The organism is Streptomyces sp. NPDC038280 (assembly GCF_055600045.1).
Map to the genome: position 1 here is coordinate 262,195 of NZ_JBVJYZ010000008.1, position 13,752 is coordinate 275,946.

Below are 13,752 nucleotides of genomic sequence, written 5' to 3' on the forward strand. Positions count from 1 at the left end.
CACGGAGTCCGCCGGGCACGGCAGTTTGGCCGTCACCGCGAGCGGGGTCCGCGCGGCACCGGAGCGAGCAGGCCCTCGACGAGCGCGCGCGCCGACAGGGTGAACAGCCGTTCCGGATTGACCGGCCCGGCCAGTGAGCGGGCGAGGGTGGGGTCGTGTTCGGCCGTCGCCGCGTCCCACAGCTCCTCCTCGCCCGGGGACTGGACGGGAGCGCGCTCCCGGTTCCGCTCCACCAGGACGAAGCCGACCACATGGAACTGCACCGCCCGCACGGCATCCGCGGCGCGCGCCCCGCGCAGTCCGGCCGCGTGCACCTCGTGCACCAGGGACCGCTGGGCCGGCAGGAACATCCTTTCCGTCAGGCCGCGTTCATGGACCATCGCGACGAGGTGCGGGCGGGCGCGGAGCTCCCGGCGCAGCGCCCGGGCGACCGAGACGATCCGCTCGGCCGGGGTGCGGCCGCGCGGTGCCACGGCGCCGAGCTCGGCGACGGTCCGCTCCACGAGGGCGTCGAGGAGTGACTCGCGGTTGCCCACGTGCCAGTAGATGGAGGTCACCGCGGTGCCGAGCTCGGCGGCGAGCTTGCGCATGGTGAGCGCGGCCGGGCCGTGCTGCCTCACCAGCGCCGCGGCGGCGTCCAGCACCTCCTCGCGGGTCAGCGCGGGACGTGGCATGAGACCCCCATTCTCTTGCGTGCACGGCTCTTTACCCTTCATCGGTGCCGGTGTAACTGTGTTACAGACCCGTCCCCCGACGATGAGCGAAGGGTGGTACGTCATGGCACGCGTACGGTACGGAGCACGCACCGAGGCCGAGATCGCCGCGGCCCGAGCGGCAGGAGCCAAGCTTCCCGACATCTGGTCCACCGGCGTGGTCGCCGTGTGGGAGAGCGACCCCGACGCGGTCGCGGCCGTGCTGCCGCCCCCGCTCAAACCCACCGCCGCCCCGCTCGTCCGGGCGAACATCAGCAAGGTCGACCTGCCCGGCTATCCGCTCGGCGCGGGGTCGGTGGCGGTCGCCGCCGCCCATGGAGACCAGCAGGGCTGGTATCCGCTCGTCATGCCGATGACGCACGAGCGGGCCCTGATCGGCGGCCGGGAGGTCTTCGGCGAGCCGAAGAAGCTGGGAGAGGTCACGGTCGAACGCGACGGCCTGGTCGTGCACGCCTCCCTCGCCCGGCACGGCATCGCGTTCGTCGAGGTCCGTGGAGCGGTGTCCGGCCCGCTGCCGCTCCCGGAGCCCACCGAGAAGGTCGACTTCTACTTCAAGTTCCTCCCGGCCGTGGACGGTTCGGGCTTCGACGCCGACCCCGTGCTGGTCCACTGCGTACGCAACGAGAAGGTGCGCGCACTGGAGCGGATCACCGGTGACATCGTGCTGCGGGAGTCCATGTACGACCCGGTCGCCGACCTGCCCGTCCGCCGCGTCGTCGAAATCACCCTCGGGGAGAAGACGACGGACCAGAGGGGCAGGGTCGTCGAGCGGGTGAGCGCCCAGGCGCTCCTCCCGTACATCCACCAGCGCTACGACGACCCCCGCCAGATCCTCGACGGCCCGCCGGAGGGGAGCGTCTGATGCGGCTGGAACAGGGGCAGACGGCCGTCGTCACCGGCGCGGCGAGCGGCATCGGCCGGGCCATGGCCCGGCGGTTCGCCGCCGAGGGACTCCAGGTCGTCCTCGCGGACGTCGAGGAGAGCGCGCTCGCCAAAGCGGCCGACGAGCTGCGCGACGAGGGTGCGCGGGTCCTCGCCCGCACCGTCGACGTCAGCGATCGCGACTCGGTCCTGGCCCTCGCCGACGCCGCCTACGAGACGTTCGGAGCGGTTCACGTCCTCTGCAACAACGCGGGCGTCGGCTCCGGCGCCGAGGGCCGCATGTGGGAGCACGAGCCGAACGACTGGAAGTGGGCCTTCTCGGTCAACGTCTGGGGCGTCTTCCACGGCATCCAGGCCTTCGTACCCCGCATGATCGCGGGCGGCGCGCCGGGCCATGTCGTCAACACCTCCTCCGGCGACGGTGGGATCGCCCCCCTGCCGACGGCCTCCGTCTACGCCGTCACCAAGGCGGCCGTCGTCACGATGACCGAGTCGCTGTACGCGCATCTGAAGGCCGAGGGCGCCTTGGTCGGAGCCTCCGTGCTCTTCCCCGGCCCGCACATGCTCCGTACGGGACTGTGGGAGTCGCACCGCAACCGGCCCGAGCGGTACGCGAAGGAGCGGCCGCGCAAGACCCCGTACCGCAGCCTCGACCAGTGGGAGGCCGCCATGAGGAGGGCCGGCCACGAGGTCGCCTTCACCCCGGTCGAGGAGGTCGCCGAACACGTGGTGGACGGCATCCGTGCCGACCGCTTCTGGATGCTCCCGGAGAGCGAGCACAGCGACCGGCAGATCCGCGCGCGGTCGCGGTCGATGCTCGACCGCGCGAACCCCGCGTACCTCGAAAGCTTCATCCTCGACTGACCGTGCGACTGAGGGAGCCGTGATGACGGATCCGAACGACCCGTACTTGATCATCTCCTCCGACTGCCATGCCGGTCTGCCCACCGAGCAGTACCGGCCCTATCTGGACCCCCGTTTCCACCGCGCCTTCGACGAGTTCCTGGCCGGACGGGACGCCCGCCGCGAGGCCATGACCCGGCTCGGCGTACGCAACGAGGCCTTCGCGGACAAGTGGTTCAGCGACAACGAGGAAGGGCTGCGCGGCGGCTGGGACAGCGCCCAGCGGTTGAAGGAGCTCGACGGTGACGGAGTGGCGGCGGAGGTCGTCTTCCCGGACGCCGACGCCGTCGACAGCAGGACGGCGGCCCCCTTCGGCGTCGGCCTCGGACTCTCCGGGGACCAGGACCCCGAGCTCGGGATGGCCGGAGCGCAGGCGCACAACCGCTGGCTCGCCGAGTTCGTGTCCCAGAACCCCGAACGGCACTGCGGTGTCGCCCTGTTGCCCGTCACGGCCGACACCGACAAGGTCGTCGCCGAGATCCACCGGGCCAAGGAGTCGGGACTCGGGGCCCTGATGATCCCCTCCATGTGGGTCGACAAGGAGCCCTACCACGACCGGCGCTACGACCCCGTGTGGGCGGCCGCCGCCGAGACCGCGATGCCCCTGGTGACGCACTCGGGAGCGGCGCCGCGTGATGAGTACGGCGACCATCTCGGCATCTACGTCAGCGAAGTGACCTGGTGGCCCGCGCGCCCGCTCTGGTTCCTGCTCTGGTCCGGTGTCTTCGAGCGCCACCCCGGGCTGAGGTTCGGCGTCGCCGAGTCCGGCTGCTGGTGGCTGCCGAACCTGCTCTGGTTCATGGACCGGCTCTACCTCGGCGCGCACGGCGGGAAGAAGCTCTCGCCGTTCGCCGAGCTGAAGCGCCCGCCGAGCGAGTACCTGGACCGGCAGATCTTCATCTGCGCGACCAACACCAAGCGGCGCGAGCTGGCCCAGCGCTACGAGATCGGCGTCGACAACATCCTCTGGGGCAGCGACTTCCCGCACCCCGAGGGGACCTGGCCCAACACCCGCGCGTGGCTGGCGAACACCTTCCACGACATTCCCGTCGCGGAGACCCGCCGGATGCTCGGCCTGGCGGCGGCGGAGGTCTTCGGCTTCGACACCGCCGCGCTCGCGCCGCTCGCCCGCCGGATCGGCCCGACCCCGGCCGATCTGGGACAGAGCGCCGACCAAGCGGCCGTCGAGGCGTCCTGGGCACGCTCCCGGGAGGTGGGCCGCCACTGGCTGACCGACCACGACTTCCCGGTCCTGGGGGCGTCGTGACGACGGATCGCTACACGGTCATCTCGGCCGACTGCCACGCGGGCGCCGATCTCCTCGACTACAAGCCGTACTTGGAGAAGCGGTACCACGACGACTTCGACGCCTGGGCCGCCACCTACGTCAATCCGTACGAGGACCTGCTCGCCGACACGGCCGACCGCAACTGGAACTCCGACCGCCGACTCGCCGAGCTGGCGGCGGACGGCATCGTCGCCGAAGTCGTCTTCCCCAACACCATTCCGCCGTTCTTCCCCTCGGCCTCGCTGATGGCCCCCGCGCCGACGAGGGAGGAGTTCGAGCAGCGCTGGGCAGGCCTGCGCGCCCACAACCGCTGGCTCGCCGACTTCTGCTCGCTGGCGCCGGGCCGGCGGGCCGGAGTCGCCCAGATCCTGCTGGGGGACGTCGACGAGGCGGTGAACGAGATCAGGTGGGCCAAGGAGGCCGGCCTGACGGGCGGGATCCTGCTGCCGGGGGCGCCGCCCGGCTCCGGCGTCCCCGAGCTGTACTCGGAGACGTACGACCCGATCTGGGCCGTCTGCGAGGAGCTGGACGTGCCCGTGAACCACCACGGCGGGTCGGCGTCGCCGCCGCTCGGTGACGAACCGGCCGCGCGGGCGGTGTTCATGGTGGAGACGACCTGGTTCTCCCACCGCGCACTGTGGCACCTGATGTTCGGCGGCGCCTTCCGCCGCCACCCCGGTCTGAAACTCGTCCTGACCGAACAGGGCTCGGGATGGATCCCGGGCGTGATCGAGATGCTGGACTACTACCACGCACGGCTCGTGGCCGCCGCGACGAAGGCCGCGACCGCCGAGTCCAAGTTCGGCGCGGGCCTGGCCGAGTCCATGGGCAGGGGGCCGAGCGAGGTCTGGCGGGACAACTGCTTCGTCGGCGCGAGCTTCATGCGCCCCCACGAGGTGCCGCTGCGCGACCGGATAGGCCTCGACAAGATCATGTGGGGCAGCGACTACCCCCACGACGAGGGCACCACTCCGTACTCCCGCGAAGGCCTCCGCATCGCCTACGCGGGCCTGCCGCGCGAGGAAGTGGCGGCGATGGCCGGCGGCAACGCCGCCCGGGTGTACGGCTTCGACCTCGCCCTCCTCGACGCGCTCGCGGCACGGCACGGCCCCACCGTCGAGGAGATCTCCCAGCCCCTGAAGGAGGTCCCGGCGGACGCGACGAGCCCGGCGTTCGCCCGGGGCGGCTCGGTGCGCGTGTGGTGACGTGCCGGGTGTGAGACTCTCCCGGACATGACCGACGCCCCACACGACGAGGCCCACGGCGGAGCACTCGGCTCCCGTCTGAACTGGCTGCGGGCCGCGGTGCTCGGCGCCAATGACGGCGTCGTCTCCACCGCGGGCCTCGTCGTCGGCGTCGCCGGCGCGACGGACTCCCGCTCGGCGCTGCTCACCGCGGGCCTGGCCGGGCTCCTCGCCGGCTCGATGTCGATGGCGGCGGGGGAGTATGTCTCCGTGTCCACCCAGCGGGACTCGGAGAAGGCGGCCCTGGCACAGGAGAAGCGGGAGCTGCGCGAGCAGCCGGAAGCCGAACTGGACGAACTTACCGAACTGCTGGCGGCCCGCGGCCTCACCGCCGACGTGGCCCGCGAGGCCGCCGAGCAGCTCACCCAACGGGACGCGCTGCGGGCCCACGCGCGCGTGGAGCTCGGAATCGACCCGGACGACCTGACGAACCCCTGGCACGCGGCCGGCGCGAGCTTCCTGGCGTTCACCGCGGGCGCGCTGCTCCCGCTGCTCGCGATCGTGCTGCCATCCCCGTCGGTCCGCCTCTATGTGACGGTCTGTTCGGTCCTGGCGGCCCTGGCTCTGACCGGCTGGTGGAGCGCCCGCCTGGGCTTGGCACCCGCCGCCCCCGCGGTGCTGCGCAACGTGGGCGGGGGAGCGGTGGCGATGGCGGTGACGTACGCCGCCGGAACACTGCTCGGGGTGGCCGGGGTGTGACCCTCCCGGCCACTGATCCCAGCCGCTTTGACTACCCTCGGTAACAGTTGGCGGAAGTCGCCAAAACTCGCTGACAACTCGTCTCGCATACTTGTCGGTAACAACCACTGGCGCTGCCGCCACCCCGCCCCTAACGTGCAGGCATGCCACCGAACCTGCCCGATGTCGTGCTGTGGTCCATACCGGCGTTCGTCCTGCTCACGGTCCTCGAGATCGTCAGCTACCGGATCCACCCGGACGAGGAGGCCGCCGGATACGAGACCAAGGACGCCGCCACCAGCATCGGCATGGGGCTCGGCAGTCTCGCGTTCGACTTCCTCTGGAAGATCCCGATCGTGGCGATCTACACCGCGGTCTACGAACTCACCCCGGCCCGCGTCCCCGTCCTGTGGTGGACCGTACCGCTGATGCTGCTGGGCCAGGACTTCTTCTACTACTGGTCCCACCGCGGTCACCATGTCATCCGCATCCTGTGGGCCTGCCACGTCGTCCACCACTCCAGCCGCAAGTTCAACCTCAGCACCGCGCTGCGGCAGCCCTGGACGTCACTCACCGTGTGGCCGTTCTACGTGCCGCTCATCGCCTGCGGTGTGCACCCGGCCGCCCTCGCGTTCTGCTCGTCGGCGAACCTCGTCTACCAGTTCTGGGTGCACACCGAGCGCATCGGCAAGCTGCCCCGGCCCATCGAGTACGTGCTGAACACGCCCTCGCACCACCGGGTGCACCACGCCTCCCAGGGCGGCTACCTCGACCGCAACTTCGGCGGCATCCTGATCATCTGGGACCGGCTCTTCGGCTCCTTCGCGCCCGAGACCGAGCGGCCCGTGTTCGGCCTCACCAAGAACATCGCCACGCACAACCCGCTGCGCGTCGCCACCCACGAGTACGCCGCGATCGCCCGTGACGTCCGGGCGGCGACCAGCTGGCGCGAGCGGGCGGGACGGGTGTTCCGGGGACCGGGGTGGCAGCCGGGCCCGCGTACCGAACCCGGGCCCGCCACCGGTCCCGCCGCGGAGCCGGCGGCGTGAACGGACCACGCGAGGCCGGGGCCGCCGCCGGGCGGCGCGAGGCGGTCTCCCGCCTCCTCCTCGTCGCCTTCGGCGTGGCCGGCGCCGTCGACCTCCTCTCCCTCCTCGCCGGAGCCGAGCTCGGGCACCAGCTCGCCAAGCCCCTTCTGATGCCGCTGCTCGCCGGATACGCGGTCGCCCTCGGCGCGCCGAAGCCCCTGACCGCCGCACTGCTCTTCGGCTGGGGCGGCGATGTCTTCCTGCTGTCCGACGCCGACTGGGCCTTCCTCGTCGGCATGGGCTCCTTCGCCGCCGGGCACGTCTGCTACCTGGTCCTCTTCGGCCGCGGGCGCACGTCACCACTGCTCGGCGCCGCCTACGGCGTCGCCCTGGTCACCACCGTCGCGCTGCTGTGGCCCGGCCTCCCCGCCGACCTGCGCGTCCCGGTAGCCGGCTACTCGTTGCTGCTCACCGCCATGGCCTACCGCTCCAGTGCCCTCGGGCTCACCACCGGAGCGGGCGGCGCGCTCTTCCTGCTCTCCGACACCCTCATCGCGACCGGCGTCGCCGACTGGCCCCAGCCGCCGGTCCCCGACTTCTGGATCATGCTCACCTATCTGGCGGCGCAGTACCTGCTGGCCGCCGGAGCACTCCGTTACTCGGCCGTCGGCGCGCGGGCGTACGGTGAAACCCGTACCAACGTCTGAGACAAGGATGCGTCCGTCATGCGCGCCACCACCATTCACGCCCCGTTCGACATGCGCGTGGAGGACGTGCCCGACCCGGTGATCAAGCAGCCCACGGATGTGGTGCTGCGCGTTCTGCGGGCCTGCATCTGCGGCAGCGACCTGTGGGCGTACCGCGGCACGGCGGCCCGCCAGGCCGGACAGCGCATCGGCCACGAGTTCCTCGGGATCGTCGAGGAGGCGGGCCAGGAGGTGTCCGGCTTCGCCCCCGGCGACCTGGTCGTCGCGCCCTTCGTCTGGTCCGACGGCACCTGCGACTACTGCTCCGAGGGCCTGCACACCTCCTGCCCGAACGGCGGCTTCTGGGGATCCGTCGGCTCCGACGGAGGCCAGGGCGAAGCGGTCCGTGTGCCGTTCGCCGACGGCACCCTCGTCAAGCTCCCCGCCGACGCGGCCTCGGACGACCACCTGCTGACCGCGCTCCTCGCCCTCTCGGACGTCATGGGCACCGGCCACCACGCGGCCGTCGGCGCGGGCGTCGTTCAAGGCTCCACCGTCGCCGTCGTCGGTGACGGCGCCGTCGGCCTGTGCGGAGTCCTCGCCGCCAAGCGGCTCGGCGCCGAGCGGATCATCGCACTCGGCCGCCACCAGGCGCGTACGGACATCGCCCGCACCTTCGGCGCCACCGACGTGGTCGCCGAGCGCGGAGAGGCCGCCGAGGCCGCCGTCCGCGAACTCACCGGCGGCCAGGGCGCGCACGCCGTCATCGAGGCCGTCGGCACCGAGCAGTCGATGCGCACCGCCGTCGCCATCACCCGCGACGGCGGCTCCATCGGTTACGTCGGCGTCCCGCACGGCAGCGGCACCGGCCTCGACCTCTCCGACATGTTCAACCGGAACGTCGCCCTGCGCGGCGGCGTCGCTCCCGTCCGCGCGTACATCCCCGAGCTGCTCGCGGACGTCCTGGACGGGACGATCGACCCGTCGCCGGTCTTCGACCTGACCGTCGGGCTCGAGGGCGTCCCGGACGGCTACAAGGCCATGGACGAGCGCACCGCGCTCAAGGTCCTCGTCAAGCCCTGAGCCAGACGGGGGCATCCGTGCCCGGCAGGCCCGGCGGACGCGACCAGCCCGCTGGGCCCTTCTCGTAGGAGACGGGTGAGACGGCATGCCGCAGCCGGCCCACCGGGCTGTCCGTCTCCGTCAGCCACCGCTCCGGCTCGTGCCGGGGAAGCCCCTTCAGCCAGTGCGCCGTCTGCGCCAGCGCGAGGCGCACCAGACGGGTGCCCCCGCCGTCGTCGGACTGCTCGGTGAGCGACCGGAGCACGGCCGCCGCCAGCAGATATCCCGTGCCGTGGTCCAGGGCCTGCGCGGGAAGTGCGCCGGGGCGGTCCGCCGAACCCTCCAGCTCGGCGATGCCGGTCGCGACTTGGACGAGGCTGTCGAAGCCCCGCCGCTCGCCCCAGGGCCCGTAGTCGCCCCACGCGGACAGCTGTGCGACGACCAGGCCGGGCCGGACGAGCCCGAACCGGTCCAGCGCGCCCGGTCGGTAGCCGGTGACCAGGACGTCCGCCCCGGCCAGCAGCTCCTCGAAGCTGCGCCGGTCCGACGGCCGGTCGAGGTCCAGGGCCACGGACCGCTTTCCGAAGCCGGTGTCGGCGTGCTGGTCGGGCAGTTCCGGGTTGTCCGGCGGATCCACGCGCAGTACGTCCGCGCCGAGCAGCCCCAGGGTGCGCGTCGCCACCGGCCCGGCGATGACCCTCGTCAGGTCCAGTACCCGCAGGGGGCCCGAACGGGGGCGCGGAGCCGCGTCATCGAGCCGCTCGCGGGTCAGCAGCGGCCGTCCGGCGACCGCGGCGCCCTGCTCGTGCGCCGCCCACCGCTCGGGCGAGCGCAGGGCCACGGCCAGGCCGCCCGCCGCGTACACCGCACTCTCCACCTCGATGGCGGGCCGTCCGGCGATGGCGGCCTCGACCGCCGCCGGATCCTCGTCGACCCGCAGCGCGGAGAGCAGCGCGGACCGGTGATGGGGGTAGTTGGCGTGCGTACGGACCCAGCCGTCGGCCGCCCGCCAGAACCTGGACAGCGGCGCGAAGTTGACCGGCGCCCGGCCGTCCACCAGAAGATGGCGTTCACTGACGAACGCGGTGGCGACGGCCCCGTCGTCGACCCGGACCTCGGGCACGGGTCCGCCGGACGTGTGGGCGTCCCACTCCGCCGCCGCGAGCGCGCAGACCGCGACCGTCGCCCGGGCCAGATCCATCACGGGCAGCCGTGCGGGCAGCAGCCCCGAAGGGCCGCCGTACGACACGCGGTCCGTGAGGGCGGGATCGCCGCCCAGCAGAGCCCACAACTGCCCGGTGTGTTCCGTGCCCACGCAAAGTGTCTGTGTCATTCCCGCACTATGACACCGTGCATGGCACTGAGTGCCATGCACGGTGTCGAAGCCCTGGTGTGGTGTGCCACACCAGGGCTTCACCTCAGGCTCTCTAGCGGCGAACCGCGTCCAGGGCGTCGATCATGCCGGCGCCGTAGAAGCCGTTGTCGTACTTCCCGCCCTCGCACACCGCGTCGACCGTGCCGTCGCCGTCGATGTCGTACGGGTCGGTGCACGCCTTCGCGTCGGCCTGGGCGTACAGCAGCGCCTTCACCTGCGCCGCCGAGGCGTGCGGGTGCTTGGACTTGATGAGCGCCGCGACGCCCGCCGCGTGCGGCGACGCCATCGAGGTGCCAGCCTTGTAGCCGTAACCGCCACCGGGCAGCGTGGAGAGGATCAGACCATTGACCGCCGGCGCGTCGGGCGTCTGGAACCTGGTCGAGTCGCCGCCCGGGGCCGCGATGTCGACCACGCCGAGACCGTAGTTGGAGTACGACGACTTGAGGCCCTTGGCGCCCGTCGCGGAGACCGTGACCACACCCGGCAGCATGGCCGGGAAGTCCGGGCACTCCTGCGGGTTGACGACCCGCGTCACCGGGGTGGTGTCGTTCGGGCTGGTGGTGTCCGTGAGCTCGTCGGAAGCCAGGTCCGTACGCGCGTTGCCGGCCGCGGCCACGTTCACGGCACCCTTGCGCTCCGCGTACTGCGAGGCCCGGGTGACCGCCTCGACCAGCGCCTTCTGGTCGTCGTCGTTCTTGCAGGCGTACAGCCACGGGTCGGTGTAGTAGCTGTTGTTGGTCACATCGACGCCGTGCTCCGCGGCCCACACGAAACCGCAGACGACGGACTCGGTGTAGAAGAACCCGTCGGGCGTGGCCACCTTGATGCCGGACACCTTCACGCCGGGCGCGACACCGGTGACACCGATGCCGTTCTTCGCGGCGGCGATGGTACCCGCGACATGCGTGCCGTGGTCGCTCTCGTGCGCGCTCGGACGCCAGGAGCCCCAGGTGGTGTCCGGGGCGCCGGTCACACAGTTGGCCGACGCCTGGGGGTCGAAGTTCGGCGCGAGGTCGGGGTGGGTGTCGTCGACACCGGTGTCGATGACGGCGACCGTGACCTTGCCGCTGCCGAGGAACTTCTGGTGGGCCTTGTCCGCCTTGATGGCCGGCAGGTCCCACTGGAGCGGCTCGAACGGGTCCTGCTCGTCGGTCGCCTTGGCCGCGGCCGCCTTCGCCTCGGCGGCGGTCAGCGGCTGCTCCTGGGCCCCGATGGCGTCGTCGTGCTGCACGGAGAGCGGCGCCGTCCGGGTCGCACCGGCCGACTGGACGCCCTTGACCTTGCGGATCGTCTTCGCGAACTCGGGGTTCTGCGAGTGGACGACGATGACCCCGATCTGGTCGTACGCGATGACCACCGTGCCACCCGCGCGCGATATCGCCTTCTTCACCGAAGCGGCGGTGGAGCGGCCGCCCTTCACGTTGACGACGTACGACAGCTTCGGGCCGTCGGTCACGACGGCGGCCGGGGTGTCGTCCGCCGGGGCGGCCGTGGCCGCTCCGGCGGGAAGGAAGCCGAGCGAGGCCGTGAGCGCCAGACCGGCGGGCAGAGCGAGTACTCGACCGCGTCTGGATCCCAGATGAGCCATGGGTTCTCCACATCATCCGTATAGGAGCTGTTCACACACCGGGTTGTGAGTGAACAGGTTCATGACGAGCGAAGCTATCGCCGATCATCACGGCCCATCAATGAGTTGGGAAAGAAAAAGACCGGTATTGAACCGCGTCGGCCTGCTGCCCGTGCCGTTGTGCAGGGGAGGGAACGACATCACCCACCCCGTCCGAAAGGTCCCCTCCGTCATGCCTACCGCACCCGCGCCGCAAGGAGATTCCGTGGCTATCGATGCACCGCCGCCCCCGGGCGGTACGGACGCCGGCCCCGTCCAGCCCACGACCGAGGCGTTCGTCGAGGTGCAGGAGAGTGCGGAATTCGGCGAACTGCGCCGCACGTACCGCTCCTTCGCCTTCCCGCTCACCCTTGCCTTCATCGCCTGGTACCTGCTGTACGTCCTGCTCTCCAACTACGCGGGCGGCTTCATGGGCACCAAGCTCTTCGGCAACATCAACATGGCTCTGGTCCTCGGACTCGGCCAGTTCCTCACCACCTTCCTCATCGCCTGGTTCTACTCACGGCACGCGGCCGGGAAGCTCGACCCCAAGGCGGAAGCGATCAAGTCCCGTATGGAGGCCGGCGCATGAGCAGCACCTTCCAGGCCGGTGAGGTCCTCCACACCGTCCAGCTCGCCGCGGCCAGTGCCACCTCCGAGCACCGCACGCTGATCATCTCCCTCTTCGGTGCCTTCGTCGTCGCGACCCTGGCCATCACCGTCTGGGCCGGCCGCCAGACCAAGAGCGCCGCCGACTTCTACGCCGGCGGACGCCAGTTCACCGGCTTCCAGAACGGCCTCGCGATCTCCGGCGACTACATGTCCGCCGCCTCCTTCCTCGGCATCGCCGGAGCCATCGCGCTCTTCGGATACGACGGCTTCCTGTACTCGGTCGGCTTCCTGGTCGCCTGGCTGGTCGCCCTGCTGCTGGTGGCCGAACCCCTGCGCAACTCCGGCCGGTTCACCATGGGTGACGTCCTCGCCTACCGGATGCGCCAGCGCCCGGTCCGTACCGCCGCGGGAACGTCCACGATCGTCGTCTCGATCTTCTACCTGCTCGCCCAGATGGCGGGCGCCGGTGTGCTCGTCTCGCTGCTGCTCGGTATCACCAGCGACGGCGGAAAGATCGCCATCGTCGCCCTGGTCGGCGTCCTGATGATCGTGTACGTCACCATCGGCGGTATGAAGGGCACCACCTGGGTGCAGATGGTCAAGGCAGTCCTGCTCATCGCGGGCACGCTCCTCATCACCTTCCTCATCCTGCTGAAGTTCAACTTCAACCTCTCCGACCTGCTCGGCGCCGCCGCCACCAACAGTGGCAAGGGCTCCGCCTTCCTGGAGCCCGGCCTCAAGTACGGGGCCACCGGCGTCTCGAAGCTGGACTTCCTCTCGCTGGGCATCGCGCTGGTCCTGGGCACCGCCGGTCTGCCGCACATCCTGATCCGCTTCTACACCGTGCCGACCGCCAAGGCAGCCCGGAAGTCCGTCAACTGGGCCATCGGGATCATCGGTGCGTTCTATCTGATGACGATCGTGCTGGGCTTCGGCGCCGCCGCGCTCCTGAAGCCGGGCGACATCATCGCCTCCAACAAGGCGGGCAACACGGCGGCCCCGCTGGCCGCCCTCGAGGTCGGCGGCGGCGCCGGATCCACCGGGGGCGCGATCCTGCTCGCGGTCATCTCCGCGGTCGCCTTCGCCACCATCCTCGCGGTGGTCGCCGGACTGACCCTGGCCTCCTCGTCCTCCTTCGCGCACGACATCTACGCCAACGTCATCCGCCGCGGCAAGGCGACCGAGAAGGAGGAGGTCCGCGCGGCCCGCTGGGCGACCGTCCTCATCGGCGTCGTCTCCATCGGGCTCGGCGCGATGGCACGCGACCTCAATGTGGCCGGCCTGGTCGCCCTGGCCTTCGCCGTCGCCGCCTCCGCCAACCTGCCGACGATCCTCTACAGCCTCTTCTGGAAGCGCTTCACCACTCAGGGGGCGCTCTGGTCGATCTACGGCGGCCTCGTCTCCGCCGTCGTCCTGGTGGTCTTCTCACCGGTCGTCTCCGGGAAGCCCACCTCGATGTTCAAGACGGTCGACTTCTACTGGTTCCCGCTGGAGAACCCGGGCCTGGTCTCCATCCCACTGGGCTTCCTGCTCGGCTGGATCGGATCCCTGCTCTCCAAGGAGGAGCCCGACGCCGGCAAGTACGCCGAGCTGGAGGTCAAGTCCCTCACCGGTGTCGGAGCGCACTGATCCCGACACCCTACGAAACCGGACGGTCGGCCGCCTCGTAGGTCCC

At 71.1% G+C, this 13,752-nt stretch carries 13 protein-coding genes; 10 read left to right on the forward strand and 3 right to left on the reverse strand.

The features are described 5' to 3' along the window. Positions 1-32: 32 nt before the first annotated feature. The gene (locus ACZ7J0_RS19095) at positions 33-674 is read right to left on the reverse strand and encodes a TetR/AcrR family transcriptional regulator (RefSeq protein ID WP_470888764.1); all 642 of its coding nucleotides are present in this window, start codon (positions 672-674) and stop codon (positions 33-35) included. Positions 675-777: 103 nt separating this feature from the next. Here ACZ7J0_RS19095 and ACZ7J0_RS19100 point away from each other — a divergent pair, with 103 nt between their 5' ends. From ACZ7J0_RS19100 to ACZ7J0_RS19135, 8 genes are all read left to right on the forward strand, one after another. Beyond that, on the forward strand, positions 778-1,575 hold the full coding sequence (locus tag ACZ7J0_RS19100; RefSeq protein ID WP_470888766.1) for an acetoacetate decarboxylase family protein: 798 nt from the start codon (positions 778-780) through the stop codon (positions 1,573-1,575). Beyond that, positions 1,575-2,459, forward strand: a complete 885-nt coding sequence (locus tag ACZ7J0_RS19105) for an SDR family NAD(P)-dependent oxidoreductase (protein ID WP_470888768.1) — start codon at positions 1,575-1,577, stop codon at positions 2,457-2,459. The genes ACZ7J0_RS19100 and ACZ7J0_RS19105 overlap by 1 nt, the downstream gene beginning before the upstream one ends. 22 nt (positions 2,460-2,481) lie before the next feature. Then, positions 2,482-3,765, forward strand: coding sequence for an amidohydrolase family protein (locus tag ACZ7J0_RS19110; protein WP_470888770.1), 1,284 nt, complete (start codon positions 2,482-2,484; stop codon positions 3,763-3,765). Then, positions 3,762-4,991: an amidohydrolase family protein gene (locus ACZ7J0_RS19115; RefSeq protein WP_470888772.1), complete on the forward strand. Its 1,230-nt coding sequence runs from the start codon at positions 3,762-3,764 to the stop codon at positions 4,989-4,991. The genes ACZ7J0_RS19110 and ACZ7J0_RS19115 overlap by 4 nt, the downstream gene beginning before the upstream one ends. Before the next feature lie 27 nt (positions 4,992-5,018). Next, a complete protein-coding gene (locus tag ACZ7J0_RS19120) occupies positions 5,019-5,729 on the forward strand; it encodes a VIT1/CCC1 transporter family protein (RefSeq protein WP_470888774.1) in 711 nt (236 codons plus the stop codon). A gap of 143 nt (positions 5,730-5,872) precedes the next feature. Continuing rightward, positions 5,873-6,757 (forward strand): sterol desaturase family protein, encoded by an 885-nt coding sequence (locus tag ACZ7J0_RS19125; protein ID WP_470888776.1) that lies wholly within the window; start codon positions 5,873-5,875, stop codon positions 6,755-6,757. Continuing rightward, positions 6,754-7,443: a lysoplasmalogenase gene (locus ACZ7J0_RS19130; protein ID WP_470888778.1), complete on the forward strand. Its 690-nt coding sequence runs from the start codon at positions 6,754-6,756 to the stop codon at positions 7,441-7,443. Before ACZ7J0_RS19125 ends, ACZ7J0_RS19130 begins: the two co-directional genes overlap by 4 nt. Positions 7,444-7,461: 18 nt before the next feature. Further along, a complete protein-coding gene (locus tag ACZ7J0_RS19135; protein ID WP_470888780.1) occupies positions 7,462-8,505 on the forward strand; it encodes a zinc-dependent alcohol dehydrogenase family protein in 1,044 nt (347 codons plus the stop codon). Here the strand turns inward: ACZ7J0_RS19135 and ACZ7J0_RS19140 are convergent. Beyond that, positions 8,495-9,817 (reverse strand): CoA transferase, encoded by a 1,323-nt coding sequence (locus ACZ7J0_RS19140; RefSeq protein ID WP_470888782.1) that lies wholly within the window; start codon positions 9,815-9,817, stop codon positions 8,495-8,497. The two genes, ACZ7J0_RS19135 and ACZ7J0_RS19140, sit on opposite strands and share 11 nt — an antisense overlap. Before the next feature lie 94 nt (positions 9,818-9,911). Next, positions 9,912-11,447: a S8 family peptidase gene (locus ACZ7J0_RS19145; protein WP_470888784.1), complete on the reverse strand. Its 1,536-nt coding sequence runs from the start codon at positions 11,445-11,447 to the stop codon at positions 9,912-9,914. Positions 11,448-11,691: 244 nt separating this feature from the next. On the opposite strand from ACZ7J0_RS19145, the gene ACZ7J0_RS19150 reads away from it, so the two are divergent. Both ACZ7J0_RS19150 and ACZ7J0_RS19155 read left to right on the forward strand, forming a co-directional pair. Further along, the gene (locus ACZ7J0_RS19150; RefSeq protein WP_470888786.1) at positions 11,692-12,057 is read left to right on the forward strand and encodes a DUF485 domain-containing protein; all 366 of its coding nucleotides are present in this window, start codon (positions 11,692-11,694) and stop codon (positions 12,055-12,057) included. Continuing rightward, the gene (locus ACZ7J0_RS19155) at positions 12,054-13,706 is read left to right on the forward strand and encodes a solute symporter family protein (protein ID WP_470888787.1); all 1,653 of its coding nucleotides are present in this window, start codon (positions 12,054-12,056) and stop codon (positions 13,704-13,706) included. The genes ACZ7J0_RS19150 and ACZ7J0_RS19155 overlap by 4 nt, the downstream gene beginning before the upstream one ends. Positions 13,707-13,752: the final 46 nt, after the last annotated feature.

Bases quoted from the DNA above. Each gene is read 5' to 3' on its own strand.
- ACZ7J0_RS19095 (WP_470888764.1), bottom strand. From the start codon at position 674: ATGCCACGTCCCGCGCTGACCCGCGAGGAGGTGCTGGACGCCGCCGCG.
- ACZ7J0_RS19100 (WP_470888766.1), top strand. From the start codon at position 778: ATGGCACGCGTACGGTACGGAGCACGCACCGAGGCCGAGATCGCCGCG.
- ACZ7J0_RS19105 (WP_470888768.1), top strand. From the start codon at position 1,575: ATGCGGCTGGAACAGGGGCAGACGGCCGTCGTCACCGGCGCGGCGAGC.
- ACZ7J0_RS19110 (WP_470888770.1), top strand. From the start codon at position 2,482: ATGACGGATCCGAACGACCCGTACTTGATCATCTCCTCCGACTGCCAT.
- ACZ7J0_RS19120 (WP_470888774.1), top strand. From the start codon at position 5,019: ATGACCGACGCCCCACACGACGAGGCCCACGGCGGAGCACTCGGCTCC.
- ACZ7J0_RS19125 (WP_470888776.1), top strand. From the start codon at position 5,873: ATGCCACCGAACCTGCCCGATGTCGTGCTGTGGTCCATACCGGCGTTC.
- ACZ7J0_RS19135 (WP_470888780.1), top strand. From the start codon at position 7,462: ATGCGCGCCACCACCATTCACGCCCCGTTCGACATGCGCGTGGAGGAC.
- ACZ7J0_RS19140 (WP_470888782.1), bottom strand. From the start codon at position 9,817: ATGACACAGACACTTTGCGTGGGCACGGAACACACCGGGCAGTTGTGG.
- ACZ7J0_RS19145 (WP_470888784.1), bottom strand. From the start codon at position 11,447: ATGGCTCATCTGGGATCCAGACGCGGTCGAGTACTCGCTCTGCCCGCC.
- ACZ7J0_RS19155 (WP_470888787.1), top strand. From the start codon at position 12,054: ATGAGCAGCACCTTCCAGGCCGGTGAGGTCCTCCACACCGTCCAGCTC.